The 17,535-nt window shown below is 53.0% G+C and carries 15 protein-coding genes and 3 tRNA genes; 10 read left to right on the top strand and 8 right to left on the bottom strand.

Annotation, left to right across the window (positions count from 1 at the left end):
• Positions 1–111 precede the first annotated feature (111 nt).
• Positions 112–627 carry a DNA polymerase III subunit chi gene (locus FE845_RS14910; RefSeq protein ID WP_200366224.1) on the bottom strand — a complete coding sequence of 172 codons (516 nt, stop codon included), beginning with the start codon at positions 625–627 and terminating at the stop codon, positions 112–114.
• Entirely contained in the window at positions 627–2,120 is a 1,494-nt protein-coding gene (locus tag FE845_RS14905) for a leucyl aminopeptidase (protein ID WP_200366222.1), read from the bottom strand. Before FE845_RS14905 ends, FE845_RS14910 begins: the two co-directional genes overlap by 1 nt.
• A gap of 248 nt (positions 2,121–2,368) precedes the next feature.
• On the opposite strand from FE845_RS14905, the gene lptF reads away from it, so the two are divergent.
• Entirely contained in the window at positions 2,369–3,472 is a 1,104-nt protein-coding gene (gene lptF, locus FE845_RS14900; RefSeq protein WP_200366220.1) for an LPS export ABC transporter permease LptF, read from the top strand.
• Positions 3,465–4,526 carry an LPS export ABC transporter permease LptG gene (gene lptG, locus FE845_RS14895; RefSeq protein ID WP_200366218.1) on the top strand — a complete coding sequence of 354 codons (1,062 nt, stop codon included), beginning with the start codon at positions 3,465–3,467 and terminating at the stop codon, positions 4,524–4,526. The genes lptF and lptG overlap by 8 nt, the downstream gene beginning before the upstream one ends.
• A 17-nt stretch (positions 4,527–4,543) precedes the next feature.
• Here the strand turns inward: lptG and FE845_RS14890 are convergent, their stop codons facing one another.
• A complete protein-coding gene (locus FE845_RS14890) occupies positions 4,544–5,083 on the bottom strand; it encodes an RDD family protein (protein ID WP_200366216.1) in 540 nt (179 codons plus the stop codon).
• 141 nt (positions 5,084–5,224) lie between these two features.
• On the opposite strand from FE845_RS14890, the gene alaS reads away from it, so the two are divergent.
• From alaS to FE845_RS14860, 6 genes are all read left to right on the top strand, one after another.
• A complete protein-coding gene (gene alaS, locus FE845_RS14885; RefSeq protein WP_200366214.1) occupies positions 5,225–7,855 on the top strand; it encodes an alanine--tRNA ligase in 2,631 nt (876 codons plus the stop codon).
• 109 nt (positions 7,856–7,964) lie between these two features.
• A complete protein-coding gene (locus FE845_RS14880; RefSeq protein ID WP_200366212.1) occupies positions 7,965–9,203 on the top strand; it encodes an aspartate kinase in 1,239 nt (412 codons plus the stop codon).
• A gap of 182 nt (positions 9,204–9,385) precedes the next feature.
• The gene (gene csrA, locus FE845_RS14875; protein WP_200366210.1) at positions 9,386–9,583 is read left to right on the top strand and encodes a carbon storage regulator CsrA; all 198 of its coding nucleotides are present in this window, start codon (positions 9,386–9,388) and stop codon (positions 9,581–9,583) included.
• A 128-nt stretch (positions 9,584–9,711) separates the two neighbouring features.
• Positions 9,712–9,801: transfer RNA gene (locus FE845_RS14870), tRNA-Ser, on the top strand.
• Between the two features lie 64 nt (positions 9,802–9,865).
• Positions 9,866–9,942, top strand: a tRNA-Arg gene (locus tag FE845_RS14865).
• 209 nt (positions 9,943–10,151) lie between these two features.
• A tRNA-Arg gene (locus FE845_RS14860) sits at positions 10,152–10,228 on the top strand.
• A 259-nt stretch (positions 10,229–10,487) separates the two neighbouring features.
• Here FE845_RS14860 and FE845_RS14855 read toward each other — a convergent pair.
• The 4 genes from FE845_RS14855 to FE845_RS14840 all read right to left on the bottom strand — a co-directional run bounded on the left by FE845_RS14855 (position 10,488) and on the right by FE845_RS14840 (position 14,433).
• A complete protein-coding gene (locus tag FE845_RS14855) occupies positions 10,488–11,792 on the bottom strand; it encodes a TRAP transporter large permease (RefSeq protein ID WP_200366200.1) in 1,305 nt (434 codons plus the stop codon).
• 4 nt (positions 11,793–11,796) lie between these two features.
• Positions 11,797–12,336, bottom strand: coding sequence for a TRAP transporter small permease (locus FE845_RS14850; protein WP_200366198.1), 540 nt, complete (start codon positions 12,334–12,336; stop codon positions 11,797–11,799).
• A gap of 48 nt (positions 12,337–12,384) precedes the next feature.
• Entirely contained in the window at positions 12,385–13,407 is a 1,023-nt protein-coding gene (locus tag FE845_RS14845) for a TRAP transporter substrate-binding protein (RefSeq protein WP_200366196.1), read from the bottom strand.
• Between the two features lie 213 nt (positions 13,408–13,620).
• Positions 13,621–14,433 carry a TlpA disulfide reductase family protein gene (locus FE845_RS14840; protein WP_200366194.1) on the bottom strand — a complete coding sequence of 271 codons (813 nt, stop codon included), beginning with the start codon at positions 14,431–14,433 and terminating at the stop codon, positions 13,621–13,623.
• 115 nt (positions 14,434–14,548) lie between these two features.
• Here FE845_RS14840 and FE845_RS14835 point away from each other — a divergent pair, with 115 nt between their 5' ends.
• Positions 14,549–15,280, top strand: a complete 732-nt coding sequence (locus tag FE845_RS14835) for a 5-oxoprolinase subunit PxpA (RefSeq protein ID WP_200366192.1) — start codon at positions 14,549–14,551, stop codon at positions 15,278–15,280.
• 44 nt (positions 15,281–15,324) lie between these two features.
• On the opposite strand, the gene FE845_RS14830 is transcribed toward FE845_RS14835, so the two are convergent.
• Positions 15,325–15,861: a DUF2058 domain-containing protein gene (locus FE845_RS14830; RefSeq protein ID WP_200366190.1), complete on the bottom strand. Its 537-nt coding sequence runs from the start codon at positions 15,859–15,861 to the stop codon at positions 15,325–15,327.
• Positions 15,862–15,968: 107 nt separating this feature from the next.
• On the opposite strand from FE845_RS14830, the gene dbpA reads away from it, so the two are divergent.
• Positions 15,969–17,342: an ATP-dependent RNA helicase DbpA gene (gene dbpA / locus FE845_RS14825; protein WP_200366188.1), complete on the top strand. Its 1,374-nt coding sequence runs from the start codon at positions 15,969–15,971 to the stop codon at positions 17,340–17,342.
• Positions 17,343–17,535 lie beyond the last annotated feature (193 nt).

Genomic DNA, 17,535 nt, shown 5'->3' with positions numbered 1-17,535 from the left:
CTTTCCAAAACTGTGGAGGGCCAAGGATGGCCCGACTCAAGCGCACATGGATGTGCTTGTAGCGTGTTTTGGAAAGGCTTTCACATCCGCCGGCTTGCACCTGGTACGAATCTAGCGCTTTCTCTGATCGTGAACCCGAGGCTCAATCCCAAGCGCCCTGAGCTGCCTGAAGTGCGATCGAGCCTGATTGAGAACGGCAGGATCATTATGGGCCACCAGAGCGAGGCGTTTGAATTTATCAGCATTCGCCGGAAGGGTTTGAGAGAGAATAATCACAGTATCCCAATCTTCCGCAACTGGCGGGCACAGCAGTATGCCAACAGGATCAGCACAGGGTGTGGCGGGATCGGAAATGATGCTGTGCGGGATGAACGCGTCCGGGCTGAAGTTCCAGACTAGTTCGTCCAGTTCTTCAGCTTGTTGCTGGGTGTCGCACACGATGCAAACCCGGTCACCCTGCTGCCAGGCCTTGTTTACAAGCTTTGTAGCATGCAAGTGGCGGGCGGCAGGGGTGTCATGCAGGAGAATGTGAAACCAGTAACGCTGGTTTTTATCTTCCTGCGCGGACGCGGACTGGGAATTACCGGCAGCTGGGCTGCCGGGTTTTGGTGTCTCATTGCTTTCCATTACTTACCAGCACGGGACATCAGGTAATCCACCAGCAGGGGAACCGGGCGGCCAGAAGAGCCTTTGGCTTTACCTGAGTGCCAAGCAGTGCCAGCGATGTCCAGATGCGCCCAGCGGTACTCTTTGGTGAAGCGTGCCAAGAAGCAGGCCGCGGTAATGGTACCCGCGGTGCGGCCACCGATGTTGGCCATATCTGCAAAGTTGCTGTCCAACAGGCTCTGGTACTCATCCCAAATGGGCAGGCGCCAGGCTTTGTCGCTAGCGCGCTCGCCCGCAGCCAGCAGTTCGTTGGCCAGATCGTCGTTGTTTGCCATCAGGCCTGTTGTCTCATGGCCAAGTGCAATGATGCAGGCACCGGTAAGTGTCGCCAGATCAATGACCACCTCCGGATCAAATTTCTTCACATAGGTGAGGGCATCGCACAAAACCAGACGGCCTTCAGCGTCGGTGTTGAGGATCTCTACCGTTTGTCCAGACATGGTGGTTACGATATCGCCGGGGCGGCTAGCATTACCATCTGGCATGTTTTCAGCGGCAGCGATAACCGCAACCACGTTGATTTTGGGTTGGGTTTCCGCAAGAACTTGCATGGCGCCGAATACAGCGGCAGAGCCGCCCATATCGTATTTCATTTCATCCATGCCAGCGCCCGGCTTGAGGCTGATGCCGCCCGTATCGAAGGTAATGCCTTTACCTACCAGAACATGAGGCTTGTCTTTAGCATTGCCGCCGCGGTATTCCATGATGATCAGGCGGGGTGGCTGAGCGCTACCCTGACCAACGGCCAGAAGGGAGTTCATGCCGAGTTCTTTCATCTGCTTTTCATCAAGCACTTCGGTCTTGATGCAGTCGTGTTCAGCGGCCAGTTTGTTGGCGCGCTCTGCCAGCCATGAAGGGTGGCAGATGTTCGGTGGCATATTGCCCAAGTCACGGGCTAGATTCATGCCGCGGCCCGTTGCCAACCCCAGATTAAAGGCTTCTTTTTGAGCTTTGCCCGCCTCTGACGCATTCACTAAAACCTTATTGAGTTTTCGGGCGGTCGGTTTTTCGCTTTTAAATTCGCTGAAAATGTAGAGTTGGTCCTCGAGAGTACGGCCAATCAAGCTGAGTTTTGCTTGTTCAGAACTGACACCTTCGTTACCGGTTACCTTGGTGTCGGTCAGGGTAATCAGTACGCTTTTTGAAGGGCCGTCTTTAAGGGCACCCACCATTGCAATTAAGGCCTTGCGGAAGTACGCGCTGTTACGCTCAGCATCTTTTCCTGTACCAACTACAAGCAATCTGTTCCAAGGTTGATCGACGAGTGGAACCTGGTTTGTCTCAGCATTCTTGCCATTGATGTCACCGGCTTTCTGGAGTTTGCTGATCAGCCCGCCCAATGCTCCGTCCGCTTCGGTGGTCGAGGCTGGCCAGTCGCCTTGTTCTGGAAGGGCAACAACTAAGCAATCGGCTTTGGTGCTCGCAATGGCATTGTTATTGAGGCTGAAGTTCATGGAAACTCCTATAGTTGTCCGGGAAGGCCGCACATATAAGCGGCAGAAATGATTTGGTCCTGTTCCACCAAGCATTGGGGTTTGCATGTGGATTATCAAGTTGAGTTAGCAGGATGATTCGGTTTATTGGGGCATAATCTGTAGTTACCTTAACGCTGCTACACTGTCATTCGGCCCTAAGGTTACATAGAATACGCGCAGTTTTCCTATTCCTCCATGTTCCGGTTTACACGGGCAGAGAAACCGTTTTGAGCATTATTTTTCGCTATCTCATACGTCAGGTTATGGTCAGCATGGTTGCCGTTTCAGGCATTCTTTTGCTGGTATTCATGAGCGGGCGTTTTATTAAATACCTGGCGGGTGCTGCCGAGGGCAAGATTGCCCCGGGTGTGCTGTTTGAAATTATGGCGTACCGCTTCCCGGGGTTTCTCGAACTCATCCTACCATTAGGCTTGTTCATTGGCATTTTGCTCGCCTACGGCCGCATGTATATGGAAAGCGAAATGACGGTGCTCTACGCCTGTGGCGTGAGTGATCGGCAGCTGCTTGCAAAAACTCTGATAGGCAGCCTTTTTGTGATGTTGGTCGTTGGAAGCATGAGCCTGGTGGTTTCTCCCTGGGGTATGAAACAGGTTGAGAAAATTTTTGCGGAGCAGGCGAAAGCAACCGAGTTCGATTTGCTTGCGCCGGGGCGATTTCAGAAGCTCTCATCGGGTGGTCGTGTGACCTATACCGAAGCTCTTAGCGATGATAAACGCCGTTTGAAAGGGGTGTTTATTGCTGAGTACGGTCAAGACGGCACCGGAGTAAGCGTAATTACAGCTGATTCCGGCTCGCAGTTAATTGATGAGGAAACCGGCAGCCGCTTTCTTATTCTTGAAAACGGTGCTCGTTTTGATGGCATTCCGGGCAAACTGGACTATCAGATCACCGGCTTCGAGGCCTATGGGTTGAAGATTCGCAGCGGTAGCGGCGGCGATGTGGAGTTGGATGAAGGGGTTACCACTGGCCAGCTTATGCGTTCCGACGACCCGCGGGATAGAGCCTTATTGCACTGGCGCTTCTCGTTGCCGTTGATTGTACCCATAGTGGCGCTGTTAGCGGTTCGGCTTAGCCGGGTAAACCCGCGGCAAGGGCGGTTTTTTCACCTTTTGCCTGCCATGCTCGTTTATGTTGCTTATCTTGGCTTGCTGATTGTTGCCCGCGACGCCATGGCTGAGGATAAGGTGCCTGAGTGGCTCGGCATGCTTTGGGTGCATGCCATCTTCCTAGCGCTTGGCCTTTGGCTGCACTTTGGCCCAGCCTGGCTTCACAGAAGAAAAGTGAAGCAGGAGGTTGCGGCAAGTGCGTAAAATTGATCGCTATGTGATGCGCAATGTTGGTGGCGCCATGTTTTTGGTCATGGTTGTGGTGCTATCTCTAGACCTTATTTTTGCTTTTGTTGCCGAGCTGGAGGACACCCGGAACAACTACCAGATTCTGGATGCGCTCTGGTATGTGGCTCTCACCTTGCCGCGTAGAATTTACGATTATCTGCCGCTGGGTGCCTTTATGGGGTGTCTTATTGGGTTGGGTGGCATGGCCAGTTCCTCTGAGCTCACAGTAATCCGTGCTGCCGGGGTTTCTATAAAGCGAGTTGTTTGGTCAGCCATGAAGCCGGCATTAGTGATTGTTCTGGCAGGCGTTCTGATCGGTGAGTATTTGGCGCCCCCTGCAGAACGAGCCGCTCAGAGCCACAAGGCAGTTGCCCTAGGTGCGGGCCAGAATGTTGCAGCGGCTCATGGGGTGTGGCATCGCGAAGGTAACGTTTTTATGCATCTAAACGCGGTGCAAGCGAACGGAGTTCTACATGGTGTTTCCTTGTTCCGCTTCGATGATCAAAGACAACTGGTAGCTGCCAGTTTTTCTGAGCGCGCGATTTATCAGGGCGATCATTGGATTCTGCAAAACACTACGACCACCCGGCTTGAGGGTGACTCGACCAGCCGTGTGGACGATCAGAGCCTACGCTGGGATACAGGCCTTTCCCCAAGTGTGTTGAGCGTGCTGATCGTTAAGCCGGAAAATCTGTCAATGACAGGTCTGTACACATACGCCACTTATCTCGGTGATCAAGAGCTAAATGGCGCGCCCTACTGGCTGGCCTTTTGGAAAAAGACATTAATGCCGTTGGGTACCGGCGTGATGGTGCTGGTGGCAATTTCTTTTATATTCGGGCCGCTGCGCTCGGTAACCATGGGCTTTCGTATTTTTACCGGGCTACTGGTGGGGCTGCTGTTTAAATACATGCAGGACTTGCTGGGCCCGATGAGCTTGGTTTTCGGGTTTAATCCAATACTTGCGGTTGCAGCGCCGATTGCTGTGAATGCGGTGGTGGGAGCCTTATTAATGCGCCGGGCAGGTTAGCCGCCCGGCACTCTGGTTCAACCCGCCTTAGCTTTAGCGGGCAGAGCTACGACCACACTGTCCGAAAACCTGTCTGTTACTGAAAGCCCGTTGATGGGATAGAACAATGCGATCATGGCCGGTACGGATAGAAATAGGGTTGCAGAACCGAGGTAATGACCCGCTAAAAGTGCCAAAAAAAACACTGCCGCAGCGGTAACGTACCGCCGAAGTGCTTGGCTCCAGCTCACAGAAGACCCGTCGATATTTTGAATGCGAACGCGCCAAACCTGCATGCCCAGTGTCTGCCCGATTCGCGTCCAGAAATAGGCAAAGAACAAATACATCACCAGAAACAACACGAATGTCAGGCCGGGGTCTCCGGACAACTGGCCGGCTTCTGCTTTTTGTTCAAGAAGGTCCCAGCCAGTGAACCAGCCGGTGATCAGGGTGTAAATCCATGTGGTCACCAAAAGCACAGCGATGCTGATCAAACCGTCGTAAATGATGGCCAATGATCTTTTTAGGAATGTGGCTGGCGGAAGTAGTTCGTCAGCAGCGTCGAAGCGGCGGGGCATGGGGTCTCCTGTGATGTTTCACGTTTTTCCTGTACTCGGCGTGTGCTAGAGTAGCCGATTTGCACACGCATGTAAGTATTCGTATTCAATCGCGGATCCGGCCGATTTACGGTGGGATTTCTGGAAAGGTATCAAAGGGCTATGAAAACCGCAGAGTTGCGACAGGCATTTCTCGATTATTTCAAACAGCAAGGTCACTCCATTGTTTCAAGCAGCTCGTTGGTGCCGGCAGATGATCCGACACTGCTGTTTACCAATGCGGGAATGAACCAGTTCAAAGACGTATTTTTGGGTCGTGAGGAGCGCGACTATAACCGCGCAACCAGCTCTCAAAAATGCGTTCGTGCCGGCGGCAAGCATAACGATTTGGAAAACGTGGGCTACACGGCGCGCCATCATACATTTTTCGAAATGCTGGGCAACTTCAGCTTCGGCGACTACTTCAAGCGTGAAGCCATTAACTATGCGTGGACCTTCCTGACCGGAGAGCAGTGGCTGAACTTGCCGTCTGAAAAGCTCTGGATAACCGTCTACGCAGACGATGACGAAGCCTACGATATTTGGAATAAAGAAGTAGGCGTGCCAGCAGATCGCATTGTGCGTATCGGCGATAACGGCGGTGCTCCCTATGCTTCAGACAATTTCTGGCAGATGGGCGATACCGGTCCTTGCGGCCCTTGTACTGAGATTTTCTACGACCACGGCCCCGATGTAGCCGGAGGCCCTCCCGGAAGCCCCGAGGAGGACGGAGACCGCTACATTGAGATCTGGAACGTGGTCTTTATGCAGTATAACCGCACCGCAGATGGTGAAATGCTTAACCTTCCAAAGCCCTCCGTTGATACGGGCATGGGGCTGGAGCGGGTAACGGCCGTTTTGCAGGGCGTACATAGCAATTACGAAATCGATCTTTTTGATGATCTGCTGAAAGCCGCTTCCGCGATACTAGGTGGTGCTGCCACCACCGAAGCGAGCTTGCGAGTGGTTGCAGATCATATTCGTTCCTGTGCGTTCTTGATTTCCGACGGCGTAATGCCTTCGAATGAAGGCCGTGGTTTTGTTTTACGGCGCATCATTCGCCGTGCCGCCCGTCATGGCAATAAGCTGGGCGCGAAAGGGCCGTTTTTCTACAAGCTCACGAGTGCGTTGGTCGACTTGATGGGAGAGGCTTACCCGCAGTTGGTAAGCAGCCAAAAGCAGATAGAAAGGGTTCTGTTGCAGGAAGAAGAGCAGTTTGTAAAAACTCTGGATAAAGGCTTGCGCTTGTTGGAGCAGGATATTGCCGAGCTTGAAGGCGATGTTATTCCGGGAGAAACCATCTTCACCTTGTACGATACCTACGGCTTCCCAGTAGACCTCACCAACGACATCGCCAGAGAGCGTGGTTTGACACTGGATTACGAAGGCTACGAAAGAGCCATGGAAAGCCAGCGTGAGCGGGCAAGAGCGGCCAGTAAATTTGGTATTGATTACAATGCAACCGGTCTGAGCATAGACGGTAAAACCGAATTTACTGGCTACGACCAGATTGATGGCCATGAGCGTATCCGTGCTGTGATTGTGAACGGCGAAATGAAAAACGCCGAAGCCGGTGATGAGGCGGTTGTGGTTTTGGAGAGAACGCCCTTTTACGCCGAGTCTGGCGGCCAGATAGGCGATACCGGGCTGCTGACTTGGAGCGGAGGTCGCTTCAAGGTAACCGATACACGCAAAGACGGGGATAATCACCTGCACGTAGGCACTCTCATAGAGGGTGAGCTGTTCGAAGGGTTGGAAGTGGATGCCCGCATCGATCACGCACGCCGCGAGCGCATTCGTCGCAATCACTCCGCTACGCACCTGCTACACGCGGCATTGCGTAAGGTTCTGGGTGAGCATGTAGGGCAAAAAGGCTCACTGGTTGATCCAGACAAACTGCGTTTCGATTTTTCGCACTTTGAAGCGGTAACGCCGGAGCAGTTGAAAGAAATCGAACGTCAGGTAAATGAGCAGATTCTAGGAAATACACCGGTAGAAACCGAGATTACCGATATGGAAAAGGCGCAGCAAAAGGGTGCCATGGCCTTGTTCGGTGAAAAGTATGGCGACGTTGTTCGCGTGTTGAGCATGGGATCGGATCGTTATTCGGTCGAGTTGTGCGGTGGCACCCACGTGGCCCGCACCGGCGACATAGGGTTGTTCCGTATTACCTCCGAAAGTGGAATTTCCTCTGGCGTTCGCCGTATCGAAGCGGTTACCGGTTTTGGCGCCCTTGAGTGGGTAGATGATACTGAGCATAAGCTGCGTGAAGTCGCTCGCTTGGTAAAAGGTAGCCGGGAAACGGTTATCGACAAAGTGCAGCAGACGATTGAGCGCAATCGCCAGCTGGAGAAAGACGCAGATGCACTGAAGGCAAAGCTCGCCAGTTCCGCGGGAAGCGATCTGGCCGATTCTGCTGTAGACGTTGCAGGCCTCAAGGTGGTTGCGTCTGAGTTGGCGGGTGCCGATCGAAAGGCACTGATGGAAACTGCTGACCAGCTTAAAAACAAACTCGGCGAAGGCGTTGTAGTGCTTGCCAGTGTTGATGACGGGAAGGTGACTCTGGTCGCAGGTGTAACTAAGTCTGCAACGGGTAAAATCAAAGCGGGCGATTTAATGAAGCACCTTGCTGGCTTGGTTGATGGCAAGGGTGGCGGCCGACCCGATATGGCGCAAGGCGGAGGCAATGACCCCTCAAAGCTTGCTGAGGCTCTTGCTGGTGTGCCTGAGTGGGTTGAAAAAAATCTCGCTTAAGCAACTATTTTTCCGAAGCGGTCGGGGTTTATAATTCTGGCCGCTTGTTTACTGACTGGCAGGGCGCTTCGCTCTGTCACAGATCTCTGACTCGGATACTGGAAAGACAATGGCTCTGTTGGTTCAGAAATTTGGTGGCACCTCGGTGGGTACAGCCGAGAGGATAGAGGCGGTTGCTGAGAAAGTGTGCGGCTTCCGTAACGAAGGTCATGATGTGGTGGTGGTAGTTTCTGCCATGAGTGGCGAAACCAATCGGTTGATTGCTCTGGCCAACAGTATTACGGAAGAGCCCACGCCGCGTGAAATGGATGTTCTGGTTTCCACCGGTGAGCAAGTAACCATCGCACTGCTGTGCATGGCACTGCAGAAGCAGGGTTGCGATGCGCGCTCTTATACGGGGTCTCAGGTGCGCATATTGACCGACAGCATGCACACAAAAGCCCGGATCAAGCAGATCGACGAGCAGCGCATGCGCGAAGATTTGAATGCTGGCCGCGTGGTGGTGGTTGCCGGATTTCAGGGTGTTGACGAGCACGGCAATATCACAACGCTGGGCCGGGGCGGATCAGATACCACAGCCGTTGCTTTGGCGGCGGCGTTGAAGGCTGATGAATGCCAGATTTATACCGATGTGGATGGTGTTTACACCACTGACCCCAGAGTTGTGGACAGTGCTCGCCGTCTAGAGCGGATCACATTTGAAGAAATGATGGAAATGGCGAGTCTGGGGTCAAAAGTACTCCAGATTCGTGCCGTAGAGTTTGCGGGCAAATACAACGTTCCGTTAAGGGTTCTCTCCAGCTTTGAAGAAGGCGAGGGCACTCTGATTACATTTGAGGAAGAAATCGCCATGGAACAACCGGTCGTTTCCGGCATCGCTTTTAACCGTGATGAAGCCAAAGTTACTATCTCGGGCGTGCCCGATACCCCGGGTAGTGCGCTGAGCATTCTAAAGCCAATTAGTGATGCGAATATCGATGTGGACATGATTGTCCAGAACGTGGGTGAAGATAACCGGACAGCCTTTACCTTTACGGTTCACCGCAATGACTTCAATCGTGCCAAAAGCGTTCTTCAGAAAGTGTCAGACGAACTGGGTGCACGCGGTGTGAGTGGCGACACCAAGATTGCAAAAGTCAGCATTGTTGGCGTTGGTATGCGCTCCCATGCGGGTGTAGCAACCAAAATGTTCGAAGCGCTTTCGGTTGAAGGCATCAATATTCAGATGATCTCCACATCGGAAATCAAGATTTCCGTGGTGATTGACGAGAAATATCTTGAGCTTGCGGTTCGCGCCCTGCACAGTGCGTTTGAACTAGACAAGCCTGGGGTAGAAGAAACCCTGTAACAAAGGCATTTGTCTGGTTTGCAGGGCGTTATAAAAAGAGGTTTATTTTCTGAACTCATGCTCGCACGAGACCGTATAAGGGAATGTGCGGCTTTTGGTCAGCCAGTGATCTCACTATAAACGTAGAACCAATTAAAAAATTACTTGTCGGAACAGGTAGCTCAGGATAGGGAGTAAGGAATATGTTGATTCTAACTCGCCGCGTTGGCGAAACTTTGATGGTAGGTGATGACATCACCGTAACCGTGCTCGGGGTAAAAGGTAACCAAGTACGGATCGGGGTAAACGCACCGAAAGAGGTTGCTGTACACCGTGAAGAAATTTACCAGCGTATTCAGTCTGAAAAAGGCGTGGATGAGCCGGAACCCGGCAACAGCTGAGTAGCGAAAAAAGGCCGTTCAGGGTGAATCTGAGCGGCTTTTTTGTATTTAGGGAAAACGAAGGCTAAAAAAATCGTGTCAACCCTATGAAAACAGAAAAATTATGGTAGTATACGCCCCGTTCTGAAGGAGAGGTGGGTGAGTGGCTGAAACCAGTTCCCTGCTAAGGAACCGTACGAGCAATCGTACCGAGGGTTCGAATCCCTCCCTCTCCGCCACTTTCTTTTCGAAGAAAAGCGGAACCGGTTGAGTTTGCATTCAACCAGCTTAAGTGATCAATGCGCGGCTGTAGCTCAGCTGGATAGAGTACTCGGCTACGAACCGAGCGGTCGGAGGTTCGAATCCTCCCAGCCGCGCCACTTATTAGAACACTGCTGAATGAACCCGGCTTTAGAGTCAGGCTCATTAGCAAGATGGGATTTGAACCGATAAGTGGTTCGACCGAAGCCTGCGAAGTAGGTTGAGGAACGCCAAAGCAAAGCGGCGGCGGCCCCCGAAGGGGGTGAGGGCCAAAGGCCCGAATAATCCTCCCACAAGGCAAGATGCCAAATGTGAGGATAAGTTATCGGCGGCTGTAGCTCAGCTGGATAGAGTACTCGGCTACGAACCGAGCGGTCGGAGGTTCGAATCCTCCCAGCCGCGCCATATTAAAGTCAAAACGCCTCAGTTTGTGTACCACACATTCTGGGGCGTTTTGCTATCTACAGCTGGGAGGGTTTGAACCGAAAGAGGTTCGACCGAAGCACACGCAGTGTGCTGAGGAACGCCAGAGCAAAGCGACGGCGGCCCGCAAGGGAAGGGCCGAAGGCCCGCGTAATCCTCCCAGCCGCGCCATATTAAAGTCAAAACGCCTCAGTTTGTGCACCACACATTCTGGGGCGTTTTGCTATCTACAGCTGGGACACTAGTTCCCCATTTTGCTTGGTAGGTAAGTGACGATCTCAGGAAACAAAGTGATTAGCACCACGCCGCTCAGAATCAACAGGAAATAAGGCAGCGCAGCCCAGGCAACCCGCAGAATATTTTCTCCAGTCAGCCCCTGAATTACAAAAAGATTGAACCCGACAGGTGGCGTAATTTGACTCATTTCTACAACGATCACCAGATAAATACCAAACCACAAAGGGTCGATTCCGGCGGCCTGAACCATTGGTAGTATGACCGACGTGGTTAGAACCACCACCGAGATGCCGTCTAAAAAGCAGCCCAGCAGGATAAAGAACAGGGTTAGTGCGACCAGTAACATATAAGGCGATAGGCCCAATGTGTCGATCCAGGCGGCAAGCTCGCGTGGGATGCCGGTAAACCCCATAGCACTGGTCAGGAAGTGGGCACCTATTAGGATGAAGGCAATCATCGACGAGGTTTTGACTGTACCTAGCAGCCCGTTGGAAAAAGTGTCCCAGTTCAGTGAGCCGCCTTTCCAGGAGAGGAGAAGAGCAAGAGCTGCACCGATCGCGGCTGATTCTGTGGGCGATGCGAGACCCGTATAAATCGAGCCAATAACACCGATAATTAGCAGCATCACGGGGATAAGCGGGCGGCTGCGACGTACCTTTTCCCTGAAGGAGAAGGATTCGGCTTCGCCAGCAGGCACGCCGGACGGATTCATCAGGGACCAGATCATTACGTATCCCGCAAACAGGGACATAAGCATCAACCCAGGCAGGATGCCCGCAACAAAAAGGCGGGCGATGGACTGCTCCGTTGCTACTCCGTAGACAATCAAAATGATGGACGGGGGGATCAGCAGGCCTAGAGTCGCCGAGCCCGCCAAGGTGCCAAGGATCTGGTTTTTATCGTAACCACGATTGGTCAGCTCCGGTATCGACATTTTTCCGATGGTTGCGGCTGTTGCAGCCGAGGAGCCGGAGATTGCCGCGAAAATGCCGCAGCCTAAAATGTTGGTGTGGAGCAGGCGCCCTGGTACCTTTCCGACCCAGGGTGAAATGCCTCGGAACATCTCCTCGGAAAGACGTGAGCGAAACAGAACCTCTCCCATCCAGATGAACATGGGGAGTGCTGCTAGATCCCAGGACACACTGGCGCTGTAGAAAGCCGTTGAAAGGCTGTCGCCTACGGGAATTCCGCTAAAGAAATACAGTGCAACGCAGCCAATGGCGGTTAACGAGAACGCCACCCAGAGTCCGCTGGCAAGAAATGCTAGAAGCACACACAGCAGGAGTAAACTCATCCAGATAATGTCCATGAGCTTACTCCTGAGGCGCTTCGTTTTTTAGCTGGGTGATTCTGCCGCTCACAAGCAAAAACAGAGCGTCCAGCAGTGCTATTAACAGCCAAGCCAGACCAAGAGTCATAACCGCCTGCGGAATCCAGAGTGGTACAGGCACCATGCCGATTGAGAGGTCGCCATAATCGTGGCTGTCGAGTGCCAACCGTGCGCTGTGCCACGCAGCAAAACCGGTGATCGAAGCTGCGACCAGAGTGACGGCAATATCCATAAGCCGGTGCAGAGGTTTAGGCAGGTACTGAAGCGCCAGAGTGACCCGAATATGGCCACCCTGCCAGAAAGTATAGGCAAGCCCGAAAAAGGTTGCGCCAAGCAGCATAAATGCGGCGATTTCCGCCAGCCCGGGCACGTTAAGCCCCAGAGCCTCGAAGCCTGCCCAGCCCAACAGGTTGTCGAGTACGCGACCCAGCACCTGCGCAACAATCAATATCATTATGAGGGCTAGGTGCAGGGCAGAAAGTGCGCCCCCTAGCCGATAAAAGGTATCTAATGCTCGGCGCATGGTCCGCTCTCTTGCTGTGCCCCGCGCTGCGGTGCTGGAGTAGAGTGATTACTGGTTTTTATAGGCGTCCAGCAAAGCCTGACCGCTTTCACCGGCACGATCTAGCCACTCCTGAGTCATAGCGTCGCCGATTTTTTGTAAGTGTTTGACCAACTGGGGCGAGGGTTCAGACACCTTAATGCCGTTGTCTCGCATAATTTTTATTTTCGCTTCGGTTTCTTTTTTGCTGGCATCCCAACCCCGCTTTTCAGCCACTTTTGCGGCATCTTCCAGGGCTTTCTGACTTTCTTCAGATAACGCATCAAAAGCCTTGGCATTCACTACCACCATGTTTTTGGGTAGCCACAACTGGGCGTGGTTGAAGTGTGTAAGGTAATCCCATGCACGGGTATTCGCTCCTGTGGAGGGGGAGGTGATCATGGCATCAACTCGGCCGGTGCCGAAAGCAGTAGGAATGTCGGGTACTTCAACCTGAGTTGGCAGTGCGCCAAGAAGGTCAGCAAGCTGTTCACTGGACTTGTTGTAAGCGCGCATTTTTACACCCTTCAATTCTTCGCCCGTGTTAACAGCAAACTGGGTGTAGATGCCTTGGGGTGGCCAGGGCACTGCAAAAAGAAGTTTCAGGCGCTGTCGCTCCAGACGCTTTGCGAGAACATCTTTTGATGCTTGCCAGAGTTTCCAGGCTTGATCGTAATCGCTGGCAAGGTAGGGCACCGAATCCACTTCAAATAGCGGGTCTTCGTTTGCGAGTCGAGACATGATCAGTTCGCCAATAGGAACCAGACCTCGGCGAACGGAGTTTTTGATTTCCTGATGCTTTATCAGTGAGCCACTGCTGTGAACTGTAATGTCCAGCTCACCGTCTGTCGCATCCCGTACATCGTCAGCGAACTGGAGGATATTGACGGTGTGAAAGTTTGAGTCGCCGTAGGGTGTAGGCATATCCCAGTCGGCGGCCTGAGCGCTACCTACCGAGAACGTGAAGACGGCGGCGGTAACAATGCTGCCGAGGCGTTTCACATAACGAGCAGGGCCCAAAAGTGTGGAAGAAGGTTCGGTGATTTGTTGCATGGCACTTGCCTCTTGACACCGACACCCGCGCGAGGTGCCAGTTAAGTATGTTGTTGTAGTGTTTAAGAACAATCTGGAGGGCATGGCTGTAACCGGTTATGTGCTCTATTCAAACAAAGCTAGTCGGGAGGCTAGGAGCTGTCAAACCAGCTCCAATTGGAGTCTGCTAGAAAGCAGGCTTTAGCCACTGCGTGCTGGTTCTTCGGGCCAAACTCATTCGGTGCTGAAACTTCTGAGGTTGTGAGCCAGCGATGCTTTGGAAAGTTCACCCAAATGGGCATTTACCTGTTGCCCTTGTGCATCGTAAAAAAGCGTCGTTGGTAAGGCTTGACTGCCTGTTGTCCTCCCTAGACTGGCTCGGGTGTCGGTCAGGACGTTTTGCAGCGAGAGCTTGTGCCGGCCCATGAACTGGGTGATGGTTTCTGGCTGTTCGCCTTGGTTAACAAATACAAAGGTAACGCCCGGATTATCTTGTTGGGCTTGTTCCAGTACCGGCATTTCCCTGATGCAGGGCGGGCACCAACTGGCCCATAAGTTGACAACAATTGGCTTGTCTTTGGCTACTTCAGCCAAGGTAACGGGCGTGCCGTCCAGTAGTGTGAAGCCGTCTTCGGGCAGTCCTCGTGAGCTGGTTTCGATTAACGCTGTCAGTAGCGAAATGGAACCCCAGGTTACCAAGCCCGAGGTCACCGCGAGTGAGAGTGGTTTGCGAATTTCGCGATGACGCCAAAGCTTCCATGCTGTTAGCGTTAGTGCACCAATTAGACCAGCGATAACGTGAAAGCCTCCATCCCGTATGTCAATAATGCCCCAGAGGTTTTCCTGATAGTGCTCGAAGTATTGGATAACAAAGCCGATGCGCGCCGCCACCATGGACGCCAAAAATATGTCAGACAGGGTGCCGGCGATAGGTATACCTTGTTTGCGCCCAGTGATAGCGCCAACAATCAGAGCGATGGTGAAGGCGCTGATCAGCAGAAGGTGAGCCAGAGACAGGCTCAGAGGGCCCAGATTAACCGATAACATCTTCACTCCTTGTTTATGATTGGCAGGCCTACGACCCCGGGGGCTCCCATGAGTTCCTTTTTCGGGCTATTGTTAGTCGTGACACTTGGTTTTCAAGGCCTGACTGGGTACAGATATGCTATTGAATTGTGATATTGGCGAAAGTTACGGCGCCTGGACTATGGGGTTGGATGATCAGGTAATGCCGTTTATCGATCAGGCAAACATCGCCTGTGGGTTTCATGCCAGTGATCCTCTTGTTATGCACAACACGGTACGGCTGGCACTGCAGCACAAGGTGGTTATGGGAGCACACCCGGCCTACCCGGATCTTCAGGGTTTTGGTCGACGCTCCATGGTGTGCAGCCCCGAAGAAATTCACGCCATGGTGCTTTATCAGGTGGGTGCACTGGGCCAGATTGCTGCAGCGCAGGGTGGGAGCCTGAGCTACGTTAAGCCCCATGGCGCGCTGTATAACGACATGATGCGGAACGAAAAGGTGCTGCGGGCTATTCTCGGCGCACTGAGCCAGTCCACTGGCAAGCTTGCGCTTATGGCGATGACGACCGCAAACAATGGGCCGCTAAAGGCGTTGTGTGCCGAGTATGGCGTGAAGTTGCTATTGGAAGCCTTTGCAGATCGCGCCTACGATGAAAACGGCTACATAGTGTCGCGCAACATAGCGGGAGCTGTGCATCAGGACTCCGACACTATTCTGAACCAAGCTGTGGCCATTGCCCGCGGGCGAGCTATCCAGACGATCGACGGAAAGTCGCTTTCTCTTGAGGCGGATACGTTGTGTGTTCACGGCGATAACCCAGAGTCGATTGCTGCCGTCAAAGCTATCCGTCAAGCGCTGGCGGCCTGATGGACAGCTTTTGCTGTGAAGGCTTTAGCCGTTCGCAAGGCCCTTCACCACATCAGGTCGTCAGGAATCTCATATCCTGCGTATGGATCATCGTCACCCACATCGTCTTTCTTGCGGTCGTGTAGCACTACAACCGCTTGTGCATCCCGCTCGATAATCTTGCGCGCCACACCCTCAGCAACGATCTCGTACTGATCGTTTACAAATACAATAGCAAGACGGCCACGGGATAGCTGGTCGGCCATGGTGTCGTCCACATACAGTTTTTTGATTTTATTGTCGTGTACGAACTGGTATGAGGTTTCGCCTCGGCTGCGGTCCAGCCGATTGGTTTCCACCAGTTGGCGAATCTGAGCTTGAATGGCTTTTTTCTCGGCTTCCTGCTGGCGTTTGAGGTTCAGCTGGCGGTCGCGCTCGGCTTTTTCCTCCCGGGCTTTACGCGCACGGATTTCGGTCTCATTGACCTGCACTGCACCTTTGGGCTGCTGTTTGCGTTGTTTGTGCTTTTCATTGCGAATAGCCTTGGCCTTTTTTTGATCGGCCAGACCTGCTTTTAATAGCTGATCCTGCAGGGATGCCATGGGATAACTCCATTAATTGGTCATAAATTCTGGTATTCTATGGCCATAGTATACGCCCTCGTGCCTACCTTCTTAACCAGCAACCGCTGATTCCGGGATTTTCTTGTATGCCTTCCTTCAAAGATCTTGATCTGTCTGCAGCCATGCAGGCCAATCTCGCCCAGTTGGGTTTTTCACAGCCTACTGATATTCAGGCCAGCGCTTTGCCTCATTGCTTGGCGGGTCGTGATGTGATCGCAATGGCGCAAACCGGCAGCGGTAAAACGGCTGCGTTTGGTATTGGATTGATCGAAAGCCTCAAGCCAAAGCTGTTTGCGGTTCAGGGGCTGGTGCTGTGCCCGACCCGCGAGCTGGCGGACCAAGTTACGAAAGCATTGCGGGAAATGGCAAGAGCGCAGGAAAACGTAAAGATTCTCACCCTTTGCGGCGGCGTGTCTATTGGCCCGCAAATTGGCTCGCTGGCCCATGGCGCTCATATCGTTGTAGGTACGCCGGGGCGAATTGCGGATCATCTGCGCAAAGGAACTCTGGACTTAAAGCGTCTCTCGACTTTGGTGCTGGATGAGGCAGATCGAATGCTCGATATGGGTTTTCAGCCTGCCATGGAAGAAATTCTGGGCTACACACCCAAGCAGCGTCAGACGTTAATGTTTTCTGCCACCTGGCCCGAGTCTATCCGTAAGCTAAGCGCGGGTTTTCAGCGGGATCCTGTTGATGTGAGGGCAGAAGCGCAAAGCGTGAATAGCGATATCCGCGAACTGTTTTATGAAGTCCCTGCATCCGAGCGCACCCATGCCATTGTGAGTTTGCTGTCCGAACATCAACCTGCATCCTGCTTGGTGTTCTGTGCCATGAAACAACAGTGTGATGAGTTGGCCGCAGACTTAGGTGCCCAAGGCTTTTCGGCACTGGCATTGCACGGTGACCTTGAACAGCGTGAGCGAGACAGTGTGCTGGTGCGTTTTGCCAACCAGAGTTGTCAGGTTTTGGTGGCAACAGATGTTGCAGCCCGTGGGCTGGATATTAAAGCATTGCCGTTGGTGATTAATGCCGAGCCAGCACGGGATCCGGAAGTGCATACCCACAGAGTAGGGCGCACCGGACGCGCAGGTGAGGCCGGGTTGGCGGTAACCTTGTGCAGCCCGGCTCAGGGGCACAAGATCAACCGCCTTGAGAGCGAGCGAGGTAGTTCAGTCGTTTGGGGGGATTCCGACATTCTACTTTCAGTGCCTGCCGAGCCTGTTCCTCCGGCCATGAGAACTCTTTGTATCGCCGCAGGGCGTAAGGACAAGCTCCGGCGAGGGGATGTGCTGGGGGCGCTCACCGGCGAAGCGGGACTGGATGGCAAATCCGTTGGCAAGATTGATCTGTTTGAATTCCAGTGTTTTGTCGCGGTGGAAGTCGGGCAGGCCAGACGTGCGCTTAAGCGCCTTGAAGATGGAAAGATCAAAGGCCGAAAACTGAGGGTCAGGCTAGTCTAGTAGTCGGTGGTACAGGGTTTCTCAACCTGTGAAACCTGCCTTGGAATTCTCGGAAAGTCCGTATAGTCATTTGCATTTCGGTTGCTCACGGCTTACGAAACCGGTAAATTACGCAGGATTTTGCCTCCCGGTTTGCTCCGGCGCGGTATAAGACATAGGTCTTATAGCGTTCGGTTGCTCTGGGGAAAATCCA

Source organism: Marinobacter sp. 1-4A (assembly GCF_016597725.1).
In the GTDB taxonomy this organism is placed as follows: Bacteria; Pseudomonadota; Gammaproteobacteria; order Pseudomonadales; family Oleiphilaceae; genus Marinobacter.
The sequence above is the reverse complement of the archived record's forward strand: the minus strand, read 5'-3'. Positions and strand labels throughout refer to the sequence as shown.

What these genes read in the sequence shown, in the direction of transcription:
- alaS (WP_200366214.1), top strand. Translation starts at nt 5,225, where the DNA reads ATGAAAACCGCAGAGTTGCGACAGGCATTTCTCGATTATTTCAAACAG.
- FE845_RS14905 (WP_200366222.1), bottom strand. Translation starts at nt 2,120, where the DNA reads ATGAACTTCAGCCTCAATAACAATGCCATTGCGAGCACCAAAGCCGAT.
- dbpA (WP_200366188.1), top strand. Translation starts at nt 15,969, where the DNA reads ATGCCTTCCTTCAAAGATCTTGATCTGTCTGCAGCCATGCAGGCCAAT.
- FE845_RS14910 (WP_200366224.1), bottom strand. Translation starts at nt 627, where the DNA reads ATGGAAAGCAATGAGACACCAAAACCCGGCAGCCCAGCTGCCGGTAAT.
- FE845_RS14835 (WP_200366192.1), top strand. Translation starts at nt 14,549, where the DNA reads ATGCTATTGAATTGTGATATTGGCGAAAGTTACGGCGCCTGGACTATG.
- FE845_RS14880 (WP_200366212.1), top strand. Translation starts at nt 7,965, where the DNA reads ATGGCTCTGTTGGTTCAGAAATTTGGTGGCACCTCGGTGGGTACAGCC.
- FE845_RS14830 (WP_200366190.1), bottom strand. Translation starts at nt 15,861, where the DNA reads ATGGCATCCCTGCAGGATCAGCTATTAAAAGCAGGTCTGGCCGATCAA.
- FE845_RS14855 (WP_200366200.1), bottom strand. Translation starts at nt 11,792, where the DNA reads ATGGACATTATCTGGATGAGTTTACTCCTGCTGTGTGTGCTTCTAGCA.
- FE845_RS14890 (WP_200366216.1), bottom strand. Translation starts at nt 5,083, where the DNA reads ATGCCCCGCCGCTTCGACGCTGCTGACGAACTACTTCCGCCAGCCACA.
- FE845_RS14845 (WP_200366196.1), bottom strand. Translation starts at nt 13,407, where the DNA reads ATGCAACAAATCACCGAACCTTCTTCCACACTTTTGGGCCCTGCTCGT.
- FE845_RS14850 (WP_200366198.1), bottom strand. Translation starts at nt 12,336, where the DNA reads ATGCGCCGAGCATTAGATACCTTTTATCGGCTAGGGGGCGCACTTTCT.
- FE845_RS14840 (WP_200366194.1), bottom strand. Translation starts at nt 14,433, where the DNA reads ATGTTATCGGTTAATCTGGGCCCTCTGAGCCTGTCTCTGGCTCACCTT.
- csrA (WP_200366210.1), top strand. Translation starts at nt 9,386, where the DNA reads ATGTTGATTCTAACTCGCCGCGTTGGCGAAACTTTGATGGTAGGTGAT.